This window comes from Pseudoclavibacter sp. VKM Ac-2888 (genome assembly GCF_015351285.1).
In the GTDB taxonomy this organism is placed as follows: domain Bacteria; phylum Actinomycetota; class Actinomycetes; order Actinomycetales; family Microbacteriaceae; genus Pseudoclavibacter.
On sequence record NZ_JADKSM010000001.1, the window covers coordinates 2,329,539 to 2,354,361 of the forward strand.

General features: G+C 70.2%; 20 protein-coding genes. 9 read left to right on the top strand and 11 right to left on the bottom strand.

Annotated features, from left to right (window positions below; all coding sequences use genetic code 11):
* Positions 1 to 16: 16 nt before the first annotated feature.
* Genes ITJ61_RS11020 through rhaI form a run of 3 tightly spaced genes read right to left on the bottom strand, consistent with a single transcriptional unit; the run spans position 17 to position 4,740 of the window.
* Complete coding sequence (locus ITJ61_RS11020; RefSeq protein WP_194686183.1) at positions 17 to 1,498, bottom strand: rhamnulokinase; 1,482 nt, start codon at positions 1,496 to 1,498, stop codon at positions 17 to 19.
* The gene (locus ITJ61_RS11025) at positions 1,495 to 3,531 is read right to left on the bottom strand and encodes a bifunctional aldolase/short-chain dehydrogenase (RefSeq protein ID WP_104301566.1); all 2,037 of its coding nucleotides are present in this window, start codon (positions 3,529 to 3,531) and stop codon (positions 1,495 to 1,497) included. The genes ITJ61_RS11020 and ITJ61_RS11025 overlap by 4 nt, the downstream gene beginning before the upstream one ends.
* Positions 3,532 to 3,573: 42 nt before the next feature.
* Positions 3,574 to 4,740, bottom strand: a complete 1,167-nt coding sequence (rhaI, locus tag ITJ61_RS11030) for an L-rhamnose isomerase (protein WP_104305669.1) — start codon at positions 4,738 to 4,740, stop codon at positions 3,574 to 3,576.
* 309 nt (positions 4,741 to 5,049) lie between these two features.
* On the opposite strand from rhaI, the gene ITJ61_RS11035 reads away from it, so the two are divergent.
* The 7 genes from ITJ61_RS11035 (at position 5,050) to ITJ61_RS11065 (ending at position 12,838) form a co-directional block, all read left to right on the top strand.
* Complete coding sequence (locus ITJ61_RS11035; RefSeq protein ID WP_194686184.1) at positions 5,050 to 6,105, top strand: FUSC family protein; 1,056 nt, start codon at positions 5,050 to 5,052, stop codon at positions 6,103 to 6,105.
* A gap of 111 nt (positions 6,106 to 6,216) precedes the next feature.
* Complete coding sequence (locus ITJ61_RS11040; RefSeq protein WP_104342359.1) at positions 6,217 to 7,557, top strand: MFS transporter; 1,341 nt, start codon at positions 6,217 to 6,219, stop codon at positions 7,555 to 7,557.
* Between the two features lie 118 nt (positions 7,558 to 7,675).
* Positions 7,676 to 8,743: a Gfo/Idh/MocA family protein gene (locus ITJ61_RS11045; protein ID WP_194686185.1), complete on the top strand. Its 1,068-nt coding sequence runs from the start codon at positions 7,676 to 7,678 to the stop codon at positions 8,741 to 8,743.
* Positions 8,740 to 9,597, top strand: a complete 858-nt coding sequence (locus ITJ61_RS11050; RefSeq protein ID WP_194686186.1) for a DUF6807 family protein — start codon at positions 8,740 to 8,742, stop codon at positions 9,595 to 9,597. Before ITJ61_RS11045 ends, ITJ61_RS11050 begins: the two co-directional genes overlap by 4 nt.
* 100 nt (positions 9,598 to 9,697) lie before the next feature.
* Positions 9,698 to 10,708 carry a LacI family DNA-binding transcriptional regulator gene (locus ITJ61_RS11055; protein ID WP_104342356.1) on the top strand — a complete coding sequence of 337 codons (1,011 nt, stop codon included), beginning with the start codon at positions 9,698 to 9,700 and terminating at the stop codon, positions 10,706 to 10,708.
* A gap of 176 nt (positions 10,709 to 10,884) precedes the next feature.
* Positions 10,885 to 11,400 (top strand): adenine phosphoribosyltransferase, encoded by a 516-nt coding sequence (locus ITJ61_RS11060; RefSeq protein WP_194686187.1) that lies wholly within the window; start codon positions 10,885 to 10,887, stop codon positions 11,398 to 11,400.
* Between the two features lie 70 nt (positions 11,401 to 11,470).
* Positions 11,471 to 12,838: an amidohydrolase family protein gene (locus ITJ61_RS11065; RefSeq protein WP_194686188.1), complete on the top strand. Its 1,368-nt coding sequence runs from the start codon at positions 11,471 to 11,473 to the stop codon at positions 12,836 to 12,838.
* A gap of 54 nt (positions 12,839 to 12,892) precedes the next feature.
* On the opposite strand, the gene ITJ61_RS11070 is transcribed toward ITJ61_RS11065, so the two are convergent.
* The 6 genes from ITJ61_RS11070 to ITJ61_RS11095 form a co-directional block, all read right to left on the bottom strand.
* Positions 12,893 to 13,771 (bottom strand): ABC transporter permease, encoded by an 879-nt coding sequence (locus ITJ61_RS11070; RefSeq protein WP_194686189.1) that lies wholly within the window; start codon positions 13,769 to 13,771, stop codon positions 12,893 to 12,895.
* Positions 13,768 to 14,583 (bottom strand): ABC transporter permease, encoded by an 816-nt coding sequence (locus ITJ61_RS11075; RefSeq protein ID WP_323744342.1) that lies wholly within the window; start codon positions 14,581 to 14,583, stop codon positions 13,768 to 13,770. Before ITJ61_RS11075 ends, ITJ61_RS11070 begins: the two co-directional genes overlap by 4 nt.
* On the bottom strand, positions 14,580 to 15,404 hold the full coding sequence (locus ITJ61_RS11080; protein ID WP_104244643.1) for an ABC transporter ATP-binding protein: 825 nt from the start codon (positions 15,402 to 15,404) through the stop codon (positions 14,580 to 14,582). Before ITJ61_RS11080 ends, ITJ61_RS11075 begins: the two co-directional genes overlap by 4 nt.
* A 4-nt stretch (positions 15,405 to 15,408) precedes the next feature.
* Positions 15,409 to 16,500: an ABC transporter substrate-binding protein gene (locus ITJ61_RS11085; RefSeq protein WP_194686190.1), complete on the bottom strand. Its 1,092-nt coding sequence runs from the start codon at positions 16,498 to 16,500 to the stop codon at positions 15,409 to 15,411.
* A 94-nt stretch (positions 16,501 to 16,594) separates the two neighbouring features.
* Positions 16,595 to 19,366, bottom strand: coding sequence for a molybdopterin-dependent oxidoreductase (locus ITJ61_RS11090; protein WP_194686191.1), 2,772 nt, complete (start codon positions 19,364 to 19,366; stop codon positions 16,595 to 16,597).
* A complete protein-coding gene (locus ITJ61_RS11095) occupies positions 19,363 to 20,190 on the bottom strand; it encodes an FAD binding domain-containing protein (RefSeq protein ID WP_194686192.1) in 828 nt (275 codons plus the stop codon). Before ITJ61_RS11095 ends, ITJ61_RS11090 begins: the two co-directional genes overlap by 4 nt.
* A gap of 168 nt (positions 20,191 to 20,358) precedes the next feature.
* Between ITJ61_RS11095 and ITJ61_RS11100 the strand changes: the two genes are divergently transcribed.
* Both ITJ61_RS11100 and ITJ61_RS11105 read left to right on the top strand, forming a co-directional pair.
* Complete coding sequence (locus ITJ61_RS11100) at positions 20,359 to 21,375, top strand: XdhC family protein (RefSeq protein WP_194686193.1); 1,017 nt, start codon at positions 20,359 to 20,361, stop codon at positions 21,373 to 21,375.
* Positions 21,376 to 21,786: 411 nt separating this feature from the next.
* The gene (locus ITJ61_RS11105) at positions 21,787 to 22,377 is read left to right on the top strand and encodes a nucleotidyltransferase family protein (RefSeq protein ID WP_194686194.1); all 591 of its coding nucleotides are present in this window, start codon (positions 21,787 to 21,789) and stop codon (positions 22,375 to 22,377) included.
* A 799-nt stretch (positions 22,378 to 23,176) separates the two neighbouring features.
* Here ITJ61_RS11105 and ITJ61_RS11110 read toward each other — a convergent pair.
* Both ITJ61_RS11110 and rhaS read right to left on the bottom strand, forming a co-directional pair.
* Positions 23,177 to 23,509, bottom strand: coding sequence for an L-rhamnose mutarotase (locus ITJ61_RS11110; RefSeq protein ID WP_104244631.1), 333 nt, complete (start codon positions 23,507 to 23,509; stop codon positions 23,177 to 23,179).
* A 215-nt stretch (positions 23,510 to 23,724) separates the two neighbouring features.
* Complete coding sequence (gene rhaS / locus ITJ61_RS11115) at positions 23,725 to 24,756, bottom strand: rhamnose ABC transporter substrate-binding protein (protein ID WP_104244629.1); 1,032 nt, start codon at positions 24,754 to 24,756, stop codon at positions 23,725 to 23,727.
* Positions 24,757 to 24,823 lie beyond the last annotated feature (67 nt).

Here is a 24,823-nt window from a genome sequence, read left to right on the forward strand (position 1 = left end):
GCAGCTGCCTTTGCTTCTATCGGGTGATCTTCGGGTCGTAGCGGATGATCTGCGTCGATCTGGCGACGATGGAGCGGATCTCAGAGAGACTGTCGGGGATCCAGCCGTGCGCGCGCGCCTGCACAAGCAGGTTACCCATCGCGGTCGCCTCGACGGGGCCCGCGAGCACGGGCATCCCGGATCGGTCGGCCGTCGCCTGGCAGAGAAGCGCGTTCTGCGATCCGCCGCCGACGATGTGGATGACGCTCACCGGATGCTCGGCGAGGGCCGCGGCTGTCGTGACGGCCTCGGCGAAGGCCTGCGCGAGGCTCTCCACGATCGAGCGGACGATGCCGGCTGGTGTCGTCGGCGCCTCGAGGCCGCGCTGGGTGAGCCACTCGGCGATGCGCCCTGGGATGTCGCCTGGCGCCATGAAGACGGGGTCGTTGACGTCGAAGATCGGCACGTCGCCGCCCACCTGGGCGGCGTCGGCGAGCAGCTGCTGGAGGGTGCTCGAGCGCTGCGCGTCCGTCGCCGCCGGCTCCCAGTGCCGCTGCGATTCCGACAGCAGCCAGAGGCCCATGACGTTGTGCAGGAAGCGCACGCGGCCGTCGACGCCGCCCTCGTTCGTGAAGTTCGCCTCGCGGGCGGCGTCGGTGACGACCGCCTCGTCGAGCTCGAGGCCCACGAGACCCCACGTGCCGCACGAGATGTACGCGAAGTCGCGCCCCTCGTTGGGGATGGCGACGATCGCGGAGGCCGTGTCATGGGAGCCGACCGCGACGACGTCGATGTCACGCCCGACGTCGCGGGCCGCCTCGCCCTCGAGCGAGCCGAGCACGGCACCAGGGTCGACGAGGTGCGGCAGGATGCGGGCGGGGACCCCCACGCGCTCGGCAAGCTCCGCATCCCACTCACGCGTGTCGGCGCGAAGCAGACCCGTCGTGGAGGCGTTGGTGCGCTCGGCGACCTGCGCGCCCGTCAGCCAGTAGGCGAGCAGGTCGGGCAGGAGCAGCAGCTGGTCGGCGAGGCCCAGCAGCTCACCGTCGGTCGCGAGCTGGAAGACCGTGTTGAAGGGCAGGTGCTGGAGGCCGTTGCGGCGGTAGAGCTCCTCGGCGGAGGCGATGGCGTGCACGGCTTCGACGCCCCGGGCGGTCCGCTCGTCGCGGTACGCGTACGGGACCCCGAGGACACGGCCCTCGCGCAGCAGCGCGTAGTCGACCGCCCACGAGTCGATGCCGATGCTCGCGATCTGGCCTGGCGCGTCCCGCTCAGCGGCGGCCAGCCCGTCGAGGACATGCTGGTAGAGGCCGAGGAGGTTCCAGTGCAGCCCGTCGCGTGTGCGGACGGGGTTGTTCGGGAAGCGCGCCTCGTGGCGCATCGTGAGCACGCCGTCCGTGATCGTGCCCGTGATGACGCGACCGCTCGTGGCTCCGAGATCGACCGCCGCGACCGTGCGGGGCGCATCCGCCCCGCCCCGGCCCGCGGCGCTCGATCCCTGCGCAGCAGACTCGGTCATCGCAGGAAGGCCGCCGCGACGCCCGAGTCGACGGGGATGTGCAGGCCGGTCGTGCGTGTGAGCTCTGGCCCCGTGAGCACGTACACCGCGTCGGCGACGTTCTCCGGTACGACCTCGCGCTTGAGGATGGTGCGGTTCGCGTAGTACTGGCCGAGGTCCTCTTCCTTCACGCCGTAGGTCGCGGCGCGGTTGGCGCCCCAGCCTGCCGCGAAGATGCCGGATCCGCGCACGACGCCGTCGGGGTTGATGCCGTTGACGCGGATGCCGTGCTCGCCGAGCTCGACCGCGAGGAGGCGGACCTGGTGGGCCTGGTCGGCCTTCGTCGCCGAGTACGCGATGTTGTTCGGGCCCGCGAAGACGGAGTTCTTCGAGGAGATGTAGATGACGTCGCCACCGAGCTTCTGCTCGATGAGCGCCTTGGCGGCGGCCTTCGACACGAGGAAGGAGCCCTTCGCCATGACGTCGTGCTGCAGGTCCCAGTCCTTCTCGGTCGTCTCGAGGAGCGGCTTCGAGAGGGAGAGGCCGGCGTTGTTGACGACGAGGTCGATGCCGCCGAACGCGAGGAGGGTCGCGTCGATGGCGGCCTGCACGCCGGCGGCGTCCGCGACGTTCGCTGCGACGCCGATCGCGACGTCGGTGCCGCCGAGCTCGGCGGCGGCGGCCTGCGCCTTCTCGAGGTCGAGGTCGGCGACGACGACGCACGCGCCTTCGGCTGCGAGGCGGGTCGCAATGGCCTTGCCGATACCGGATGCGGCGCCCGTGACGAAGGCGATGCGGCCCTGGTGCGTCTTCGGCTTCGGCATGCGCTGCAGCTTCGCCTCCTCGAGCGCCCAGTACTCGATGCGGAACTTCTCCTCGTCGGAGATCGGGGAGTAGCTCGAGAGCGCCTCGGCGCCGCGCATCACGTTGATCGCGTTCAAGTAGAACTCACCGGCGACGCGCGCGGTCTGCTTGTTCTTGCCGTAGGAGAACATGCCGACGCCGGGGACGAGCACGATGAGCGGGTCGGCGCCACGGATGGCGGGCGACTCGGCCGTCGCGAACTTGTCGTAGTAGGCCTTGTAGTCGGCGCGGTACGCCGCGTGCAGCTCCTCGAGGCGAGCGCGCTGCTCCTCGACGGATGCCGTGGTCGGCAGGTCGAGCACGAGCGGCTTGACCTTGGTGCGCAGGAAGTGGTCGGGGCAGCTCGTGCCGAGGGCGGCGAGCTCGGTGAGCTTCTCGCTCGCGAGGAAGTCGAGCACGCGCTCATCGTCGGTGAAGTGACCGATCATGGGGGCGTCGTGCGAGGCGACGGCGCGGATCGACGGCGCGAGGGCCGCCGCGCGTGCACGGCGCTCGTCGGCGGGGAGCGCCTCGAAGCCGCTCACGACGCCGCCGAAGGGGTCGGCCTTGCCATGTGCATCGATGTACGCCGATGCGGTCTCGATGATCCAGAGCGAGTTGCGCTCCGACTCCTCGGAGGTGTCGCCCCACGCGGTGATGCCGTGCCCGCCGAGGATGCAGCCGATGGCCTGCGGGTTCTCGTCCTTGATGTTGGCGATGTCGAGGCCGAGCTGGAAGCCGGGGCGGCGCCAGGGCACCCAGACCACCTTGTCGCCGAAGATCTTCGCCGTCAGCTCCTCGCCATCGGCCGCTGTCGCGATCGCGATGCCCGAGTCGGGGTGCAGGTGGTCGACGTGCGCCGCATCCACGAGGCCGTGCATGGCCGTGTCGATCGACGGGGCCGCGCCTCCCTTGCCGTGCAGGCAGAAGTCGAAGGCCGCGACCATCTCGTCCTCGCGCTCGACGCCCGGGTAGACGTTCGTGAGCGCGCGGAAGCGGTCGAGGCGGAGCACGGCGAGGCCCTGCTCGGTGAGCGTTCCGAGGTCTCCCCCGGAGCCCTTCACCCAGAGCAGCTCGACGGGCTCGCCCGTCACGGGGTCGGTCTCGGTGCCCTTCGCGGAGGTGTTCCCACCCGCGTAGTTCGTGTTCTTCGGGTCTTCGCCGAGGCGGTTGCTGCGCGAGATGAGATCGGCTGCTGCTGGGTTCGTCATGTCAGTTCCTTCGAAGCTCGTGAGGTCGGTGAGGGGTGACGCTTACGCGCCCCAGCTGGCCTGGACGCCGCCGACGCGCTCCTCGGCGACCTGCTGCTCGTACCCGGATGCGCGGAACGCGGCGAGCGGGTTCGCGGGCAGGCCGCGCGACTCGCGCCACTCTGCGAGGGCGGGGCGCACGTCGGTCGAGAACGCGTCCATGTAGATCTCGTGCGCGACGAGCACGTCGCCGGCCTTCTGCGCCGCCGTGAGGGCGTCCTTGTCGATGAGCAGCGCGCGGGCCGTCATCTCCTGCACGTTGAGGACGGAGCGCATCTGGCCCTGGATCTTCGACTCCACGTTGTGGCACTGGTCGAGCATGAAGGCCACGTCGGGGTTGTTGAGCCCACCGCCGCGGATGACCTCGGCGAGGATGCGGAACAGCTGGAACGGGTCGGCCGAGCCGACGATGAGGTCGTCGTCGGCGTAGAAGCGCGAGTTGAAGTCGAAGGAGCCGAGGCGTCCGAGGCGCAGCAGCTGCATGACGATGAACTCGATGTTGGTGCCGGGCGCGTGGTGGCCGGTGTCGAGGCAGACCATGGCCTTCTCGCCGAGGGCCGCGACCTGCACGTAGCTCGTGCCCCAGTCCGGAACGTCGGTGTGGTAGAACGCCGGTTCGAAGAACTTGTACTCGAGCACGAGGCGCTGGTCGTCGCCGATGCGGGCGTAGATCTCCTGCAGCGAGTCGTGCAGGCGGTCCTGACGGCCGCGCAGGTCGGCCTGGCCGGGGTAGTTGGAGCCCTCGGCGAGCCAGATCTTCAGGTCGCGCGATCCGGTCTCGTCCATGACGTCGATGCAGCGGAGGTGGTGGTCGATGGCCTTGCGGCGCACCGCTGCGTCCTCGTGCGTGAGGGCGCCGAACTTGTAGTCGTCGTCCTGGAACGTGTTGGAGTTGATCGTGCCGAGCTCGACGCCGAGGTCTTCGGCGTGCTTGCGGAGCGCGCCGAAGTCGTCGACGACGTCCCACGGGATGTGCAGGGCCACGCTCGGGGCGAGCGCGGTGTACGTGTTGACCTGGGCTGCGTCGGAGATCTTCTCGAACGGGTCGCGCGGCGTGCCTGCCGTCTGGAACACCTTGAATCGGGTGCCTGAGTTGCCGAACGCCCAGGACGGGAGCTCGATGCCCTGTCCTTCGAGCGCTGCAAGCTGGTCTGCGGAGAGGATGCTCACGGTTCGTCGCCTTCGTTGGTCGGTTGCGGATGCGCTCCCGGGCCGAACGACGTCGTCCACGGCTTCGGGAACTCGATTCACGGTATGCGGGCGAGCGGGGATGCCCGTTCGCGCCGAACCGTATTGAATCGTTTCAGTGATCTCAGATTACGAGCCGGAGTGAATCGTGTCAAGCACGTGCGGCGGTTCACGTCCGCCCACCGGGGTGAGCCGGGCGGGACATCCGCGTGAACACGGGCGAAACCCGCATCCACTACCCTCGGAAAGCGCATTCCAGGACACCGCACGAGCAGGGACCATCGCACGCACATGACACGAACCCACCCGATGGCCGAGCTGCCACACCCCCGCCGCCTCTTCGACCTCGGCCCCCACAACGGCGCCCACCGTGTCGCGATCCGCGCCGGCATCTCCGTGGGCGTCCCCCTCCTGATCCTGTGGAGCATCGGGCACGTCGAGCTCGCGCTCTACTCGACCTTCGGCGCCTTCGTCTCGTTCTACGGGCGCAGCCACTCGCACGTGATCCGCGCTCGCCTGCAGAGCGGCGTGGCCGTCGGCATGGTCGGCGCTGTCAGCGTCGGCGCCGCAGTGAGCCTCTCCGAGCAGCGCGAGTGGCTCGTCCTCCCGGCGACCGCCGCCTACGCGGCGGTCATCACGGGCGCCGCCCAGCGGTTCGGATGGAAGCCGACTGGCGCGCTCTTTCCCGTCTTCGCGCTCTCCGCGACGGCCTCCATCCCGGGAGGCGAGGCGGATGCGCTCCTCGCGGCCGGCACGGCGGCCGCGTCGGCCGCCTTCGCCCTGATCGTCGGCATCTCGGGCCTGGTCCGCCCAGCCGCCCGCGAGTTCGAGCGCCGGGCACGAGCATCCGCCGCCCCGACCAGACCCGAGAGACTGCGCATCAGCGCGACAGTGGGGGCCGGCCTCGTCGTCGGCGTCGCGGGACTCATCCCCACATCTCTCGGGCTCGACTACCCCTACTGGGCCATGGTCGCGGCCGCCGCCGCGCTCGCGACCTCGGGCCCCGACGAGCAGCTGGTGCGGGCCGGCCACCGCCTCACGGGGACCATCGCCGGAGTGGGCGTCGCGTGGCTGATCATGGCCGTCGACCTGCCTCCGCTGGTGACGATCGCCATCATCTGCGTGCTGCAGATGTGCGCGGAGCTGTTCGTCGTGCGCAACTACGGACTCGCCCTCGTCTTCGTCACCCCGCTGGCGCTGGTCATGCTCGACTTCGCGCACCCGCAGCCCGATCTCACCCTGCTCTTGGCCAGGATCCTGGAGACGGCCATCGGCGTCGCCGTCGTGATCGCGGCCGCCCTGGCCTGGCGCTGGACGGAGCGCTCGCGGGAGCCGACGGCGGGTTGAGACCTTCGTCACGATCGCACTTGACACGTTTCAGAGCGAGTGGCAAAGTGGAAAGCGCTTACCCGCTCCGAGTGGGATATCGACCACGGTCAAAGATGACGAGGATTTTCAATGACGAGAACACAGAGTGACACTGGTGCGGTGTCACAGGAGAACGAGGGCAAGACGCCCCGCAAGGCCGCGCTCAGCGGATGGATCGGCAGCGTCCTCGAGTACTACGACTTCACGCTCTACTCGCAGGCGGCGGCGCTGGTCTTCCCCGTCGTCTTCTTCCCGACCGGCGACCCCACCGTCGCCCTCATCTCCTCGCTCGCGACCTACGCCGTCGGCTACGTCGCGCGCCCCATCGGCGCCATCGTGCTCGGCAACTGGGGAGACAAGCACGGACGCAAGAACGTGCTCGTCATCGCGATGCTCCTCATGGGCCTCTCGACGCTCGCCGTCGGGTTCCTCCCCACCTACGACCAGATCGGCCTCTGGGCGCCCCTGATCCTCGTGTTCCTGCGCCTCATCCAAGGCTTCGCCGTCGCCGGCGAGCTCGGCGGTGCGAGCGCCATGATCGTCGAGCACGCCCCAGCAGGCAGACGAGGGTTCTTCGCGAGCTTCGGCCTGCAGGGCACCCAGGCCGGCTCGATCATCGCGACCGCAGTCTTCATCCCCCTCACCGCGGTCCTCACGGACGAAGCCTTCATCGAGTGGGGCTGGCGCATCCCGTTCATGCTGAGTGCCGTCGTCGTCCTCGCCGGCTTCCTCATCCGCAAGCACGTCGAAGAGCCGCCGGCCTACACCCGCTCGCTCGCGGTCCAGCAGGCCCAGAACCGCCAGGCGCCTGTCATCGAGCTCTTCAAGAACAACGGCTGGACGGTCTTCCGCGCCATCCTCATGACCCTCGCCAACGTCGCCGGCGTCACGACCCTCGTCTTCGGAACGAGCTTCGCGACGCAGGAGGCCTACGGCGTCGCGATGCCCGCCTCCACGTTCCTGTGGGTGCCGCTCATCGCCAACGTGGCGGCCGTCATCGTCATCCCCGTCTTCGGCATGCTCTCCGACAAGATCGGGCGCCGCACGCTCATGATCGTCGGTTCCTTCGGCTCCGGGCTCGTCGCGATCGGCTACCTCACCGCCATCCAGTCCGGCAACCTCGTGCTCACGATCGTGCTCGCGATCCTCATGATGGGCGTGCTCTTCCAGATGTGGAACGCCACCTTCGCGACGTTCTTCCAGGAGCTGTTCCCGACGCAGACCCGAGTGACCGGCTTCGCGATCTCGCAGAACGTCGGCCTCATGATCGTCGCCTTCCTGCCCTCGATCTTCACGTTCGTGGCCCCTCCAGGCTCGGACAACGTGCCGCTGGTCGTCGGCGGGCTCACCCTCGCCATCGCCACCGTCTCAGCCCTCGCGACGCTGTTCACTCCGGAGACGCGCGGCAAGGACATCGAGAACCACGACTGAACCCACCCGAAGGGGCGTTGACCGAGGCCGTCCCCGCGCGGGGGCGGCCTCGACCGGCATCGAGGACACCGCACGCGCCGGCATCGGCGAGACTGCATCACGACGGAACGAGGACACCATGACGAGAATGCGCGCAGCCATCGTGGGCACCGGCGACGTCGCTCGACTGCACGCCGAGGCGATCGCGGCCAGGGACGACGCGGAGGTCGTGGTCGCCGTGGACGTCGACGCGGACCGGGCAGCCGCCTTCGCCCAGAAGTACCGCATCCCGCGCTCCGCGACCTCGCTGCCAGACGGGCACCTCGACGTCGTGCACCTCTGCACCCCGCCGGCAGGGCACGCGGCTCAGGCAGAAGACGCCTTCGCGCGCGGAGCTCACGTCGTCGTCGAGAAGCCGCCGGCGCTCACCCTCCGCGACGTCGACCGGATGGTCGCAGCCGGCGAGGCCGCAGGCAGGCACCTCGCCGTGGTCTTCCAGCAGCGCACCGGCACCGCGACGGCGCACGTCAAGCGCCTCCTCGACGACGGCCACCTCGGGCGCCCGCTCCTCGCCCGCTGCGACACCTTCTGGTTCAGGGACGACACGTACTTCGCCGCGCCCTGGCGAGGCACGTGGGCGAACGAAGGCGGCGGGACGACCCTCGGCCACGGCATCCACCAGCTCGACCTGCTCGCCTACCTCCTCGGTGAGGTGGATGAGGTGCACGGCCAGACCTGGCGCCTCGCGCGCGACATCGAGACGGAGGACGTCTCGACGGCGGTGCTGCGCTTCGAGTCCGGTGTCGTCGCGACGGCGATGACCAGCGCCGTCTCACCCAGGCAGGCGAGCTCCATCCGCATCGACACCGAGCTCGCGACGGTCGAGCTCGAGCACCTCTACGGCCACGGGCACGCCAACTGGCGCATCACCCCGCGCCCGGGGGCGGATGCGCAGAGCAGCTGGGCCTTCCCCGCGGCCGAGCGGGCGAGCGGGCACGACGCCTACATCGACGCCGTCTACCCCGCCTTCGCGGCGGGTGCCGCGCTGCCGGACGTCGCCTCCGCGCCCGCCAGGTCCATGGAGATCGTGGCCGCCCTCTACGCGTCGAGCGAGCGCTCGGCCGCCGTCGCCCTCCGTGAGGTCAGGGAGTCGGGCGAGCTGCGCGGACAGATGTCCGCGCGGGTGCGCGACGAGCGCCGGTCATGAGCTCACCCTCCCGCGAAGAGCTGCCCTTCGGCCTCGGCACGGTCGTGCACCGCGACCCAAGCGCGCTGCCGATCGAGTCGCCCCGCCCCTACGTGCATCCGCTGCGCACCCCCGCGGGCGCCGTCGTGAGCGACTTCCGGCCCGCCGACCACACCTGGCACTGGGGCCTCTCCGTGACCGTCGCCAACATCCGTATCGACGACGCCGCTCACGACGTCAACCTGTGGGGCGGCGTGACCTGGGTGGATGGTCGAGGCTACGTGCAGCTCGACAACAACGGCTCGCAGACGGTCGACGAGACGCAGCCGGTCGACGGCACGCAGCTCACGTGGCGCGAGGCCGACGGCTCCGCGTTCCTGCGGGAAGAGCGGATGCTCGACGCGAGCATCCGCGACGACGACGGGCGCAGCATCGGCGTCCTCGATGTCAGCAGCCGCTGGACGAACCTCCGCGACGTCGAGCTCGCGTTCGGCTCACCCACGACCGCCGGACGCCCGGACGCCGGCTACGGCGGACTGTTCCTTCGACTGCACCCCAGCTTCTCGGGCGCGCGCCCGCTGTCGCCGCTGCTGCCCGCCGACCCGGACGCCACCCTGCACGGCGGGGAAGCCGCCTGGCTGGGTCTCGAGAGCGGACCCGTGACCGTCGTCATGGGCGCGCATCCGGCGAACCCGGTCTCCCCCACCCCGTGGTTCGTGCGGAACGACGCCACCCCCATGCTCTGCGCGGCCCCGTTCTTCCACGAGGAGTGGAGGCTGGGGCCCGGCGAGGGCGCGACGTGGCGCTGGCGCATCCTCCTCTCCGACTCGCCGCTCCGCGCCGAACGCATCACCCACCTGCTCGACGAGGCCTGAGCGGCGAGCCTCCGTGGCCTTCGGAGTTGCCGCCCACGAGCGAGGCACCCGCCCCGCAGACCCCGCGTGCCCTAGCATCGCTGTACACCGAAGGAGGCCCATGGCAGTCAGCGTGCGCGACGTCGCGACACTCGCAGGCGTCTCCGTTGGCACGGTCTCGAACGTGCTGAACCACCCAGAGAAGGTCTCGAAGGCCACCGTCGACAAGGTGCAATCGGCCATCGAGGAGCTCGGCTTCGTGCGCAACGACGCCGCCAGGCAGCTGCGCGCAGGCGAGAGCCGCACCGTCGGCCTCATCGTCCTCGACCTCCGCAACCCGTTCTTCACCGAGGTCGCGCGAGGCGCCGAAGAGCGCGCCGCGGAGCTCGGCTTCTCCGTCCTCGTCGCCAACAGCGACGAGCAGGAGGAACGCGAGCGCACCCACCTCGGCCTCTTCGAGGAGCAGCGGGTCTTCGGCGTGCTCGTCACCCCCATGGCCGCCAACATGCCCCAGCTCGAGCGGCTCCACAAGCGCGGAACCCCCGTCGTGCTCGTCGACCGTGAGAGCGCCGACGAACGCTACCCGTCCGTCGCCGTGGACGACCGCACCGGCGGCCGCATCGCCGTCGAGCATCTCCTCGAGACAGGGCACCGCCGCGTCGCGTTCCTCGGCGGGCCGATGGAGATCCAGCAGGTCACCGACCGCTTCGAGGGTGCCCGCGACGCGGTGCGCGAGGTCCCGGGCGCGACGCTCGAGGTGCTGACGACGGATGCGCTCTCCATGTCCGAGGGCAGGCGGGCGGGGCTGCTCCTCGCCGAGCGCGACGGCGCCGATCTCCCCGACGCGGTCTTCGCGGCGAACGACATGCTCGCGCTCGGGCTCCTGCAGAGCCTCCAGGGCACCAGCCACGCGACGGTGCCCGAGAGCATCGCGCTCATCGGCTACGACGACATCGACTTCGCGGCTTTCGCCTCGACCTCGCTCAGCTCCATCCACCAGCCGGCGCACCTCATCGGCTCGAAGGCCATGGACCTGCTCGTCGCCGCGGCCCGGGACCCGAAGTCGACCCCCGAGCACATCCGCTTCACCCCTGAGCTGGTCGCCCGCGCCTCGACGGCACCCCGCGCCTGACGCCCCCTCCCCCGCGCCCCGTACCCGTCCCCGCCCAGGGCTGAGTTGTGGTCGTCAAGACCGCTTCCGAGCGACCACAACTCAGCTCCGGACGGCCGGGCGCGCCGACGACCACCGGTCGATCCTGCGCGCGGTCATCGCCGCGGACGGGTGCGGATCGCACGTATCCTGGAGCCGTGACCCCAGAGCTCGCGCGCGCCGAGTCGCTCATCGCGACCATCCCGGATTTCCCCGAAGCGGGCATCCAGTTCCGTGACATCACCCCGCTCTTCGCCGACGGCGCCGCCCTGCGCACCGCCGTCGACGCCGTGATCGAGCCCTTCGCCGGCACCTTCGATGTCGTCGCGGGCGTCGAGGCGCGAGGGTTCCTGCTCGCCGGCGCCATCGCCAACGCCGCGGGCGTCGGCCTCATCCCCATCCGCAAGGCCGGGAAGCTGCCCCGCCCAGCGGCGTCGATCACGTACGACCTCGAATACGGGTCGGACAGCCTGGAGGCGGCACAGGACCTGCCGGCCGGCACCCGCGTCCTGCTCGTCGACGACATCCTCGCAACGGGCGGCACCCTCCGTGCGGGCCAGGATCTCCTCGAGCAGCTCGGCTACACGCTGATGGGCACGGCCGTCCTCATGGAGCTCGTCGGCCTCGACGGGCAGCAGGTCGCCGGCCCCGTGCACAGCCTCTTCGAGGTCTGAAACGCAACTCGCCCCGGGGCGCCTCCGAGTCGTGACAGGCCCGAAACATGGGCTGGCTAGCGTTGCGAGCATGTCCCTTCTTGTCACCCACGCGCGCCTCATCACGATCCCAACGGGCTCCACGGATGCCGGTTACATCGAAGACGGATGGATGCTCGTCGAAGACGGCCGCATCGCCGCGATCGGGAGCGGGACGCCGTCCGTCACCGCCGACGAGACGATCGACGTGGCCGGCAGATTCGTCGCCCCCGGCTTCGTGTCGAGCCACTCGCATCTCTTCACGAGCGGCCTCAGGGGCCTCGGCGTCGCCGACACCCTGTACGGCTGGTGCGACTCCATGCTCGGCACGACCGCCCACATGACGCCGGAGCAGCTGTACTGGTCGACCCTGCACGGCTCGCTCGACTTCCTTTCCAACGGCGTCACGACCGCATACAACTTCACCGACCCGCTGCAGGCGTGGGAGTCGATGGTCGACGGGAAGCGAACGGGCACCGCGGGCATGCGCCCCCTCGAGTACCACTACCGCCAGGCGGACGGCACGCTCGATTCCGGCATCCGCTTCGTCGACGCCTCGGGGATGGATGCGACCGTCGGCAGCGACGACGAGATCTTCGACCGGCTCCAGGCGGAGGTCGCCCACACGAGGTCCATGGACCCGGCGTACGCCCTCGGCTCGTCCATCATGGGCCAGGTGCAGTGGTCGCCGCGAGCCGATGCCGCCGACCTCGAAGCCGAGGCCATGCGTCGCTTCGGCATCACGAACCAGGCGCACTTCCTCGAGTCGCCAGAGGCCGTCGAGCACCAGCAGTCGAAGTTCGCCCTGTACCGGGTTGCTGGGGCCCTCGAGCTTGGCCTCATGTTCGGGCACTTCATCCAGACCACGCCGGAGATCATCGCCGAGGCCGCCGCTCGCGGGGCGAGCATGTCCTGGCAGCCGGCCTCGAACGGGCGGCTCGCCTCCGGCGTCGCGCTCGTGCCGGAGATGCTCGAGCTCGGCATGAAGGTCGGCGTCGGCCTCGACGACCAGGCCTGCACCGATGTGAGCGACCCGTGGCAGAACATGCGCATGGGCATCTACATGCAGCGCTCGCGCACGAAGGATCCCCTGTCGATGATGCCCGAGCTGATGCTGCGCCTCCACACGCTCGGCGGGGCCGAGATCATGGGGGTGGCCGACCGGGTCGGCTCGCTGGAGGTCGGCAAGTTCGCCGACTTCGTCATCGTCGACCCGCGCTCCCCCGACGTCGGGCCGCTCTGGCACCCCGTGCGGTCGTACGTGCTCGCGATGAGCCCGCGGAACCTCAAGGCCGTCTACGTGGGCGGTCAGCTCGTGAACCGCGACGGGACATCCACGAACCCCCTCGCCGAGGAGGCATCGGCGAGGCTCCACGAGCTGCCGGCGGCGATCATCCCGCTGCGCGGCCACCCGCACTGAACGACGTCGCGGCCGGGAGGATGCTCCCGGCCGCGAGGTTCGAGCGCAGACTGCTCAGCGCTGGGAGACGCCCATCCCCATGCGGTCGAGGACGATGTTCTCGACGATCTGCACGAGGTTGTACGACACCAGCGTGATGATGGTGATGAGCGCGATCGAGGTCCACAGCTCGGCGAACTGCGCCTGCGCGTTGAACTTCAGGATCGCCCCGCCGATGCCCGTCCCGGTCGAGAGCCATTCGGCGAGCAGCGCACCGGTCACGGCTCCCGGCACGGAGACCCGGGCGGCGGCGAAGATCGACGGGAGCGCCCCGGGCAGGTTGACCTTCGTGAGGCCGGCGAGCCGGCCGCCGCCGAAGACGTGCACGACGTCGAGGCTCTCCTGGCTGGCACGGCTGAGGCCGAACAGCACGCTGGCGAGCGCTGGGAAGAGCACGACGATCGTCCCGATCACCGCCACGGAGGCCGTGGTCCCTCGGCCGGTCATGAGGATGATGACGGGTGCGATGGAGACGAGCGGGATGGTGCGCAGCAGGAGCACAAGCGGCATGACGCCGGCCTCGATGGCTCTGGAGAGGCTGAAGGCGATCGCCAGGACGATGGCGACGGCCATGCCTGCGACGAAGCCGAGCGCCGAGTCCATGAGCGTCTGCCCCACGAGGGGGAACATCTGCGCGCGGTGCTCGGCGGCGTCCTCGCCCACGAACAGGAACTGCCACACGTCGAGCGGCCCCTTCGCGATGAACGAGGAGATGCCGGTGAGGCTCACCACCGCCTGCCAGAGCAGGAGGAGCACGAGCAGCGTGATGCCGGCGGATCCCAGCGAGCGGAGCACCGTCTTCCGGAGCGCGCTGCGCCGCTCGCGCGCGATCCGCGTCTCGGCGGCGTGATCGGCCGTCGTCGCTGTCTGCTTGTCCTGCACGATCACGGTCATCGCACTGCCTTCCCTGAGACCCACGGCGTGATGAAGCGGATGACCAGCCCGAAGAGCCCGTACGCGGCGAGCGCGAACACGGCGCACAGCAGGAACACCGACCAGACGCCGGCGGAGTCGAGCTGCCCCTGCAGGCGGATGAGGGTGGGCCCGACTCCCGCCGTGATGGAGCCGAGGTATTCGCCGAGCACGGCCCCGAGGAACGCCGAGGGGACGGCGATCTGGAGCGCGTTGAGGATGGCGGGCAGCGCGGCCACGAGACGGACCTTGCGCATCTGCATCCACGAGCCGCCGCCGAAGACGCGGACGACGTCGAGCGAGGCCTTGTCCGCGGACTTGAACCCGAGGATGGCGCCGATGACGGTCGTGAACACGCACACGAGGGCGGCGAGGAAGACGGCCGTCTCCGAGGGGTCGCCCGGGCTCTTCGCGCCGCCGAGCACCACGATGGAGATGCCGCCGACGGCGACGATCGGCAGGCAGTAGGTGACGACGGCGATCTGCGTGATCACGGTCTCCAGGCGGGGGAACACGAGCACGACGGTCGCCAGGAGCAGCGCGATGCCGTTGCCCCACACGTAGCCGATCGCCGCCGCGGTGACCGTCGGGGCGAAGACGCCCCAGGTGCCCGCGACGTTGCCCTGCACGAAGAGCCAGTCGATGACGGCGAGCGGTGAGGGCACCGGCGTGAAGCTCGTGCCCTCCTGCGGCCGGAACGCCGTCGCCGACGCCAGCCACCAGATCGCGACGAGGGCGGCCCCGCCGATGAGCGCGGCGAGCCAGCCTGGGATGCGCTCCCTCGCCACCGTCACGCCTCGGCTTCTGCGTGCCCGTGCACGCCGAACAGCAGCTCGGAGGCACGGTCGACCAGCGCGTGGAACTCGGGAGTGCGCATCATCTCCGGGGTGCGCGGCCGCGGCAGGTCGACCTCGATGATCTCCTGCACGCGCCCGGGGCGGGCCGACATGACCGCGACCCGGTCGGCGAGGAAGATCGCCTCGCTGATGCCGTGCGTGACGAGCAGCGTCGTCGCGGGCTTCTCCGTCCAGATGCGCAGCAGCTCCAGGTTGAGGTTCTGCCGAGTCATGTCGTCGAGCGCTCCGAAGGGCTCGTCGAGCAGCAGCACCGACGGCTTGAGCACGAGGGCCCGCGCGATCGACGCCCGCTGCCGCATGCCGCCGGAGAGCTGCGCCGGCTTCGCGTTCGCGAAGTCGCTGAGCCCCACGAGGGCGATCAGCTCGTCCACGTACGCCTTGTCGACCGGTCGCCCCGCGACCTCGAACGGCAGCTCGATGTTCTTGCGGATGCTCCGCCAGGGAAGCAGCGCATGGTCCTGGAAGGCGATCCCGAGCTCGCTGTTCGCGCGCAGCTGGTCGGGCGTCTGCCCGTCGACGAGCGCGCTGCCGGTCGTCGGGTGGTCGAGCGCGGCGAGGATGCGGAGGATCGTGGACTTGCCGCATCCGGACGGGCCGAGCAGCGCCAGGAACGAGCCCTTGTCGGTGTGCAGGTCCGTGTCCTGCAGCGCCAGCAGCGACTTGCCGCCGCGCAGGTCGAAGGACTTGGACACTCCGGAGATCTGGATTCCGGTGCCGGTTGCGGCACCGGAATCCGTCGTTGTATCGGTGAGGGTCATGAGCTTAGGGCTGGTAGTTCTTCAGCTCTGGGTTCTCGGTGTAGATCTCGTCGAGAATCGTCGTGTCGAAGAGGTCGTCGACTTCGAGCTCCCACCCGGCGGCCGCGAGGGAGGAGATGGACTGGGCCTTGAGCTCGTCGGAGATCGTGAACAGGCCGTTCGCCTCCGTCTCCGGGGTCGAGATCAGCGCCGCCTGGGCTTCGAGGCCCGCCTTCACCTTGGCGGGGTCGAGCTCCCCGAAGGTGAGGTCGCCAGCTGCGGCCGAGGCGTTGTAGTGCTCGGTCACCTTCGTGACGGTGTCATCCGTCGGCTGCGTGAACGTGTCGGTCCAGCCCTTGATCTCGGCGATGAGGAACGCCTTCACGAGGTCGGGGTTCTCATCCAGGTACTGCTGGGTCACCGTGATCGCCTCGGCGACGTACGGCAGGCCGTTGTCGGCGTAGGCGAGGTTCGTGACCTCGTAGCCCTCCATCTCGACCGTGATGGCCTCGTTCGTCAGGTAGGCCATGAAGCCGTCGACCTCCCCGTTCATGAGGGGCGTCGGGTCGAAGTCGACAGGGACGACGGTCACCTGGTCCTCGTCGATGTCGTTCGCGGCGAGGAGCGCCTTGAACACGGACGCGTTCGAGTCCTGCACGCCGATCTTCTTGCCGATCAGGTCCTGCGGCGTCGCGATGTTGCCCTTGTCGGTCAGCGAGAGCACCGTGAACGGGTTCTTCTGGAAGGTGGTCGCGACGATCTTCAGGGGCGCGTCCTGCTCGGCGACCGCGGCGCCGACTGAGGCGGCGTCGCTGAGGGCGAACTGTACCGACCCGGAGAGCAGCTTCGCGACGCCCGTGTCGGGGCCGGCGATGCCCTGCACCGCGGAGAACCCCGCCTCGTCGTAGTAGCCGTTGTCGTAGGCGTAGTACTCGCCCGCGAACTCCTCGTTCTTGATCCACGAGTACTGCACGCTGATCTCGCCGTGGTCGACGGATGCGCTCCCTGGGGACGTCTCGGATGCGGTGGGTGAGCACGCGGTGAGGGCAAGCGCGGCGGTGGCTGCGAGAGCGATGGCCGCGGTGACGCGTCGGCGTGGTCTGGTGAGTGTGTGCATCGGATCTCCTTGACTGCAGTGGGCTGGGTCGTGTCTGCCGGTGTCTCGCCTGCTCAGCTCGTCCTGACACTCCCTAGCCGCGACATTAGGCAGTTCATATTTCGGGGACGGGTTCGTGGGTGTTACGGGCGTGATTCGCAATCCGCCAGACCCGGTCGCGGCTGAAGGGCTGCTCGAACGGGCGGCTGCCGATGGCGCGCGCGATGGCGTTCCCGATCGCGGGAGCGACGGGGTTGTACGGCGACTCGCTCATCGATTTCGCGCCGAACGGCCCGAGGTCGTCGCTCGTGTCGGCGAAGTACACCTCGGTGACGGGCACGTCGGCGAACTGCGGCACCCGGTAGAGGCGGAAGACGGGGTTGGCGACGCGCCCCTCGTCGTCGAGCGTCACCTCCTCGTACAGCGCGCTGCCGAGGCCCTGCGCGACGCCTCCCTCGATCTGCCCGCGGCACTGGGCTGGGTTCATGACGTAGCCGGCGTCGGCGGCGTGCACCGACTGCAGGATGCGCACCGTTCCCGTCTCCGGGTCGACGGCCAGCCTGACGGCGTGCACGTTGAAGGCGAGCGAGCGTCGCGCGCCGAGCTCGCTGCCGTCTGCCGTGATCTCCCCGCCGTTCTCCTCGGCTGCCAGCTGCGCGAAGGTGACGAACCCCGCGGGCGTCAGCACCCCGTCCGCGGTGAGCTCGCCGCCGTCGGGGGCCGAGCCGGTGAGCTCGGCGGCCCGCTCCCGCATCCGCATCGCCAGGGTCAGGCAGGCGGCGTGCAGCGCCTTGCCCGCGACCGTGATGCCCGCGGATGCGAAGGCGCCCGTGTCGTGCTCGACCGCATCCGTGTCCGAGTTCCACAGCTCCAGCCGCTCGAAGCTCGTGTTCAGGTCTGTCGCCGCGATCTGCTTGAGCACGGTCGTCGTGCCGTTGCCGAACTCGGCCGTCCCCGTGCGCAGCAGGTACGTGCCGTCGGCCCGGAGCGTGGCCGTCGTGTGCGCGATGTGCCCGAACGGCGCCATGGTGGCGATCATCGCCGCCGCGACCCCCTCGCCGACGAGCCAGCCGGGCGGAGCCGCCTGGCCGTTTCCTCGGCGGAGCGCGTCCTGCGCCAGGTCGAGGCACTGGTCGAAGCCGTAGCTTCCCCACACGAGGTCGTCGTGCCCCGGATCGTCGCCTTCCCTGATGGCGTTGCGTCGGCGCAGCTCGAACGGGTCGAGACCGAGCTTCTCGGCGAGCATGTCCATCGCCGATTCGACGCCGAGGATCACCTGGCCGAGGCCGTAGCCGCGGAACGCGCCGGACGGCACCGTGTTCGTGTACACGACCTCCGCATCCAGTCGCCGCAGCGGGACGCGGTAGATCGTCGTCGACTCGGCGAGGGAGTGGAAGAGGACGCCACGCGAGTGGTTGCCGTAGGCGCCGGTGTCGCTGAGCACGTCGAGCTGCATGGCCGTGAGCGCCCCGTCCGCGTCTGCGCCCAGCGTCACCGACACGCGCATCGGGTGCCTGACGGCGGCGCGCTGGAACTCATCCGTGCGCGAGAACTCGTACGCGACGGGTCGGCCGGTCCTGAGCACCGCGAGCGCGACGAGATCCTCCGTGAAAATCTCCTGCTTGCCGCCGAACCCGCCGCCGAGCCGAGCCGCGAGCACCCGCACGCGGTCACGGTCCAGGTCGAACAGGCGCGCGATCTCGTCGCGGGCGAGGAACGGCACCTGCGTGGAGGAGCGGATCACGAGGCGTCCGTCGTCGTCGAGCCAGCCGATCGAGCCGTGGGTCTCGAGTTGCGCGTGCGTGACGCGGGCCGTCTGCCACGTGCCGGAGACGGTGGCGGCGCTCGAGGCAAGCGCTTCGGTGACATCCGGTCCGGCGTGGACGCTCGTGATGACGTTGCGGGCGGCCTCGTCGACCCGCTCCTGTGCGGTGCGGTCCGGGTGGAGGAGCGGCGCGCCTGGCCTGCGGGCCTCTTCCGGGTCGAAGACCGCCGGCAGCAGCTCGTACTCGACGCGGACGAGTCGGCGCGCGGCGTCGGCCGCCTCACCGGTCTCCGCGACGACGGCCGCCACGCGCTGCCCGACGTGGCGCACCACGTGGTCGAGCAGGAGCGTGTCGTCCGGGTCGTCGGTACGGTGCTCGTGGCGGGCCGAGGAGTACCGGAGCTGCGGCACGTCCTCGTGCGTGAAGATCTGCACGACCCCCGGCACGGCGAGGGCCTCCGCGGTGTCGATGCTCAGGATGCGCGCGTGCGCGTGCGGGCTCGTCACGACCCGCAAGGTCAGGGCATCGAGCGCCGGATGCCCGGGCGGCAGGTCGAACGTGAACGGCTCGAGGCCCTGCACGATCCGGCGCGCGGCCTCAGGGACGACGGAGTTGCCGACGGTCTGCGCCGTGGCCCGCATTTCCGGGTCGGCGGCCTTGGGCGTGACGCACGTCTGCGCGCAGGCGCCCGCTCGCACGGAACCGCAGATCGCCTCCCGGATGGGGCGGTAGCCCGTGCAGCGGCACAGGTTTCCCCGCATCCGCTTGTCGAACTCGCCCAGGTCGGCTTCACCGAGGGTCGACGCGGTCACGCTCATCCCCGGCGTGCAGAAGCCGCACTGGAAGCCGAACCCCTCAGCGAGCGCCTCCTGCACGGGATGCAGCTGATCGCCGGGTGCGAGGCCGGCCGCCGTCGTGACGCTGCGCCCCTCCGCCCGCACCGCCGGCACGATGCAGGAGTGCACGGGAGCGCCGTCGAGCAGGACCGAGCAGGCTCCGCAGTCGCCGGCGTCGCATCCCTTCTTCACCGTCGTTGAACCCGTCTCGCGCAACAGGGTCCGCAGGCATTGGCCCGCCCGCGGCTCGGCCGAGCGGTCTGTGCCGTCTACTTCGAACTTCACGCGAATCCCTTCCGGATGCGCTCCGCCAGCACGATGCTCACGCCGCGGCGCCAATCTGCTGAGCCGAGCGGGTCGCTGTAGTAGCCGTCCGCGTCGGCGACGCGCGCGGCGAGGTCGGCTGCGGTCGGGAGGTGCGGGAACGCGAGCACGGTCGGGGTCTGCGTGGCTGCGGTGACCGTGAAGACGCTGCGCCCTGAAGGGTCGACGCGCCCCGTGACGACGGCGCCAGAGCGTCCATGCTGTGCGAGCGCGATCTTGAGGAGCAGCGCCCGCGAGCGCAGCGCGGCTGCGGGCAGGTGGATGCTGCGGAGCACGTCGCCCGGTTGGAGGATGGTCGTCCCGTCCCCGGTCACGAGGTCAGCGACCGGCAGGCGTACCGCCTCGGCTCCTCGCCAGATCTCCGCCTCCCCATCGAGCGCGACGCACAGCGAGACCATGCCGGCAGCTGCGAACGCCCGGCAGATGTTGCCGCCGACCGTCGCCGTGTTCCAGATCTTGAACGACGCGAGGAGAGCATCCGCCGCGGCCGGCACGAGCGAGAGCGCCGGCCAGTCCTGCTGCGACGGGAGCGTGCCGGCGTCCCGTGCCTCCTTGGTCCACGCGACCAGCGTCGCGATGGTGCAGGTGGCCGAGATCCGGAGCCCATCGTCGTCGGCCTCGATATCGGGCCACCCCATGCCGGTCACGTCGACGAAGCCCGTCGTCGTCGGCTGCGGCTCGCTCATGAGCCAGGTGCCGCCCGCCAGGATGGCCTCCCCAGGGGCGAGGAGCAGCTCCGCGCGGGTTCGTGCGACGCGGTACGAGCGCACCGTCGTGATGTCCATGGCCCTCCCGGTCGAGACTCCGCGCCGTCGGTCGCTTGCTGGCGCGAGTGGATTCTCGGGAGTGAACCAGAACGCCGTTTCGGCGGTGTTTCGATCGTGGGTCGGAGATCGTGACGACCTTCACGTGCCCGCAACAGCCACGCAATGGGCCCGGCTTAGCGTTTCGTCATGCGTGGAATCCTGCCGATGGGCGCCGAGTGGTCGCGCCGAGGTCGACCGTTCGCGATGGCGACGCTCGTCGCCGTCAGCGGCAGCGCGCCCCGCGAGGTGGGCGCGAGCATGATCGTGTCGGCTGACGGCGAGGTGTTCGGCAACGTGTCCGGCGGATGCGTGGAGGGGGCCGTCTTCGAGCAGTGCCTGCACGCGATCCAGAGCGGCAGCGCGAGCGTCGAGACCTTCGGGTACAGCTCGGCGGCCGCGTTCTCTGTTGGGCTGAGCTGCGGCGGGGTCATCGAGGTCCTGGTCCGCCCAGTCCTGCCGGGCAGCGCGGCGGCCGCTGACGTGCTGCTGCTGGCGGAGCGTGAGGCGCGCGCGATGCCCGCGAGCTACACGCTGACGGTCGCCGGAGCCGACGTGGGCCGCGGCGTGATCGACCAGGCATCGCCGCCCTCGTCGGGAGCCGTGACGATCGCCCTCGGCTCGCCGCCCCGGCTGATCATCGTGGGCGCGGTCGAGTTCGCCGTGGCGCTCTCCCGCATCGCGATCGCCGCGGGCATGCAGGTCACCGTCGTCGACCCGCGCGAGGTGTTCGCGACGACGGCCCGGTTCCCGGGCGCCGAGGTGGTTGTCGCCTGGCCGCACCGCTACCTGGAGACCGCGGAGGTGGACGCGCGCACCGCCGTGTGCGTCCTCACGCACGACCCGAAGTTCGACGTGCCCGCGCTGCGCGTCGCCCTGGCCTCTGCCGCCGGCTATGTCGGTGTCATGGGGAGCCGTCGGACCCATGAGGAGCGGCTCGAGCGGCTCACCGACACATCGGCACCCGCCGCCGAGGCCGTGCCAGCCGAGCAGCTGGAGCGGCTGCGCTCGCCGATCGGGCTCGACCTGGGCGGGCGCTCCCCCGAGGAGACGGCCCTCTCGATCCTCGCCGAGATCGTCGCCGACCGGCACGGCGCATCCGGTCGCCGCCTGTCCGAGCTGTCGGGGCCGGTTCACCGACCGCTGGGAGCGCGCGTCGCCTCGTGAGCGGTGACGGGTGCGGGGTGGGGTGGGGGTGCTGGTGCTGGTGCTGGGGGCGAGGTTCGGAGGTCGGGCTGCGGAGTTCGGAGGTCGGGGCCAGGGGCTTGGCGGGGGTTGTGCGCAGTCCGGGTTCCTGCGCCTGGGCTGGCGAATGCGGGTGGCGGAAGCACAGGTCTGCGGCGGGGGCGCGGATGGACCCTGGGCTCGTGCCTGCGGCGTGCAGCTGCGGCGAGACCAACCCAAGCGCATCCACCCCAGCCGCGCGGAAAACGGTGCGCAAATGAACGTGTGCGGAGTTGTCCTCGCGGCCGGCGCCCGTCCGCGACGCAGCGGACGCGCCAACAGACCCACGACCCAAACCCGCGGCGAGACCAACCCAAGCGCATCCACCCCAGCCGCGCGGAAAACGGTGCGCAAATGAACGTGTGCGGAGTTGTCCTCGCGGCCGGCGCCGGGTCGCGATTCGGCGGGCCGAAGGCCCTGGCATCCCTGCCCGACGGCACACCCTGGGTTGCGCGCGCCGTGGAGACCTTGCTCAGGGCCGGATGCTCTGATGTGCTGGTCGCCCTGGGCGCCGGTCGCTCGGAGGCGGCCGCGCTCGTACCGGCGAGCGCGACGGTTGTGCCCGTGCCGGAGTGGTCTGGAGGGCTCGCCGCCTCGGTCCGCGCCGCGCTTCACGCGGCCGCCATGACCGACGCGGACGCCGTCCTGCTTGTTCCCGTCGATACGCCCGACCTGTCAGTCGCGTCCTGCCGGAGGGTCCTCAGCGCGGGTGCGGTACTCGCCCGGGCGACCTACCGCGGCGAGCCCGGGCATCCGGTGCTCATCGGGCGCACGCACTGGGCCGCCCTCGCATCGACGCTCGACGGTGACCGAGGCGCGGGCCGGTACCTGGCCGAGCAGGGCGCTGTCGTGGTGGAGTGCGGCGACCTGTGGCACGGCCGCGACATCGACGAGCCGGTCGTGCCTCCCGTCGCGGCACGCTCTCCGCGCCACCCCCTCCGCTGATTAGGTCACTTTCACCCCGTGCCGAACGCCAAAACGGGGCGAAAATGACCCATCGGCGGTGGATGCGGGGGATGCGGCAGCGGAGTGGGACGAAAGTGACCCATTCACGGCGCAGAGCCCGGTCGACGAACCCTCCACACCACGACCTCCTCTGAATGGGTCACTTTCACCCCGTATCGGGCGCCAGAACGGGGCGAAAGCGCCCCATCCACGGCAGACAGGGTGGCGAAACGGGGGAAAGTGACCCATCCCGGGAGATGCGGATGCCGAACGGGGCGAAAGTGACCGCCCCATCCGGGCCGGACGCACTGGATGCCGCAGATGCAGTGGCGAAGCCGGACGAAAGTGCCCAATTCCGGCGCAGGGCCAGCCAGGTCGACGGCCCCTCCGCGCCACGACCACCGCCAATTGGGTCACTTTCACCCCGTAGCGGGCGCCAAAACGGGGTGGAAGTGCCCCATCCCGGCGGATGCGGATACCGAGCGGGGCGAAAGTGACCCATCCACGGCGGAGGACCCGGTCGACGACCCCTCCACACCACAACCTCCGCTGATTGGGTCACTTTCCCCCCGTAGCGGGCGCCAAAACCGGGTCAAAGTGACCCATCGGCCGCAGAAAGGGTGGCGGAACGGGGCGAAAGTGACCCATTGGCGGCAGACAGGGCGGCGGAGCGGGGTGAAAGTGACCCATCGGCGATGGATGCAGCGTCGAGTGGGGCGAACGTGACCCATCGCGCGCAACGCGGACGCGACGGCGCCAGCGGCAGCGGCGCCGGCGGCAGCGCCTCGGGGACGGACCGCTACGCGCCGAGCTGGTCTTCGAGGTTGAAGACCTCGACGAGGGGCGACGCCGCCTGGTCGGCGCGGCCCTCGAGGCCGTCGAAGAACTGCGACATGTCCGCTTCCCAGCGCGCCGCGACCGGCGAGGCCGCGAGGTAGGCGTTCGCCGCCGCCTCGTCGTCGACGTCGTAGCTGCCGAACAGGGTGCCGTCCGGAGCGAGGAACAGGGAGTAGTTGCGGCGGCCGGCGGCGGCGATCTCGGCGAGCATCTCCGGCCACACCTCCGCGTGACGGCGCACGTACTCGTCGATGTGCTGAGGTGCGACCTTCAGCTGGAATCCGATTCTTGGCATGTGGTTCTTCCTATCTGCGTTCGTGTTCCCGGAGTTCGTGACCCCGGACCATGCCGGGCAGGGCCGCGCGGACGCGGACGTGGACACGACGCGCGCCGGGACTTGGGCCGGGATGCGCGAACGCCGCGCCGGGAGATGGTCCCGGCGCGGCGTCCGCAGTTCAGCTCAGCGGGGCGACTGGCCCCCGCATCCTGCTTCGAGAAGCTCGTCAGCTCCTAGAAGCTGAAGTCGCCGATGTTGGCCTTGTCGAAGACGAAGGGGTCGCCGAGGAGGACGACGCCGTCGGCGCCGACCGTGTACTCGCCGAGCTTGCCGGCTTCGAAGGTGTCACCCTCGGCGCCGGTGATGTCGCCGGCGATGAGCGCCTGGGCGGCGAACGCCGACAGGTAGCCGAGGTCTTCCGGGTTCCAGAGCGCGAACGAGGTGACGGTGCCGTCTTCGACGAACTCGCGCATCTGGTTCGGCGTGCCGAGACCGGTCACCGCGACCTTGCCCTTGAAGTCAGAGGTCTGGATGTAGCGTGCCGCAGCCGCGATGCCGACCGTCGTGGGCGAGACGATGCCCTTGAGGTTCGGGTGCGTCTGGAGGAGCGCTGCGGTCTTGTCGAACGAGGTCTGGTCGTCGTCGTCGCCGTAGACGGTCTCGACGATGGTGATGTCGGGGTACTCGGTGCCGACGTACGCTTCCATCTTCTCGATCCAGGCGTTCTGGTTCGTGGCGTTGGCCGCGGCGGAGAGGATGGCGATCTCGCCAGATCCGCCGATCTGCTCGGCGATGAGGTCGATCTGCGCCTTCGCGATGCCGTCAGCGTCTGCCTGGTTCACGAACAGGTCGCGACACTCGGGGTTCGTGTCGGAGTCGAAGGTGACGACCTTCGTGCCGGCTTCGCGTGCCTCGTTGAGGGCGTCGCAGATCGCTTCGGGGTCGTTGGCGGAGATGACGATGCCGCCGACGGCCTGCTGCGTGAGCGTGTTGATGTAGCTGACCTGCGCGTCGGGGGTGGCTTCCGACGGGCCGACCTCGGCGAACGTTCCGCCGAACTCGGTGGCGGCTGCCTGTCCGCCGACGGAGGACGCCTCGAAGTAGGGGTTTCCGAGGTTCTTCGGGAGGAAGGTGACGGTGAGGTTGCCGGTGTCTCCGCCGCCTGCGGCGGTGTCGTCGCCGCCGGTGGTGCATCCAGTGAGCACGAGTGCAGCGCTTACTGCGAGTGCGCCTGCTGCGCTCAGCCGCTTCGTTGCGAGCTTCATGGGGGTTCCCTTCGGGTACTGAGCCGCTCGGTGTTCCGGGCGACGGTTGGGGTGTTGCGTGTTGGGT

Bases quoted from the DNA above. Each gene is read 5' to 3' on its own strand.
- ITJ61_RS11020 (WP_194686183.1), bottom strand. From the start codon at position 1,498: ATGACCGAGTCTGCTGCGCAGGGATCGAGCGCCGCGGGCCGGGGCGGG.
- ITJ61_RS11025 (WP_104301566.1), bottom strand. From the start codon at position 3,531: ATGACGAACCCAGCAGCAGCCGATCTCATCTCGCGCAGCAACCGCCTC.
- ITJ61_RS11035 (WP_194686184.1), top strand. From the start codon at position 5,050: ATGACACGAACCCACCCGATGGCCGAGCTGCCACACCCCCGCCGCCTC.
- ITJ61_RS11040 (WP_104342359.1), top strand. From the start codon at position 6,217: ATGACGAGAACACAGAGTGACACTGGTGCGGTGTCACAGGAGAACGAG.
- ITJ61_RS11045 (WP_194686185.1), top strand. From the start codon at position 7,676: ATGACGAGAATGCGCGCAGCCATCGTGGGCACCGGCGACGTCGCTCGA.
- ITJ61_RS11050 (WP_194686186.1), top strand. From the start codon at position 8,740: ATGAGCTCACCCTCCCGCGAAGAGCTGCCCTTCGGCCTCGGCACGGTC.
- ITJ61_RS11055 (WP_104342356.1), top strand. From the start codon at position 9,698: ATGGCAGTCAGCGTGCGCGACGTCGCGACACTCGCAGGCGTCTCCGTT.
- ITJ61_RS11065 (WP_194686188.1), top strand. From the start codon at position 11,471: ATGTCCCTTCTTGTCACCCACGCGCGCCTCATCACGATCCCAACGGGC.
- ITJ61_RS11070 (WP_194686189.1), bottom strand. From the start codon at position 13,771: ATGACCGTGATCGTGCAGGACAAGCAGACAGCGACGACGGCCGATCAC.
- ITJ61_RS11080 (WP_104244643.1), bottom strand. From the start codon at position 15,404: ATGACCCTCACCGATACAACGACGGATTCCGGTGCCGCAACCGGCACC.
- ITJ61_RS11085 (WP_194686190.1), bottom strand. From the start codon at position 16,500: ATGCACACACTCACCAGACCACGCCGACGCGTCACCGCGGCCATCGCT.
- ITJ61_RS11095 (WP_194686192.1), bottom strand. From the start codon at position 20,190: ATGGACATCACGACGGTGCGCTCGTACCGCGTCGCACGAACCCGCGCG.
- ITJ61_RS11100 (WP_194686193.1), top strand. From the start codon at position 20,359: ATGCGTGGAATCCTGCCGATGGGCGCCGAGTGGTCGCGCCGAGGTCGA.
- ITJ61_RS11105 (WP_194686194.1), top strand. From the start codon at position 21,787: ATGAACGTGTGCGGAGTTGTCCTCGCGGCCGGCGCCGGGTCGCGATTC.
- ITJ61_RS11110 (WP_104244631.1), bottom strand. From the start codon at position 23,509: ATGCCAAGAATCGGATTCCAGCTGAAGGTCGCACCTCAGCACATCGAC.
- rhaS (WP_104244629.1), bottom strand. From the start codon at position 24,756: ATGAAGCTCGCAACGAAGCGGCTGAGCGCAGCAGGCGCACTCGCAGTA.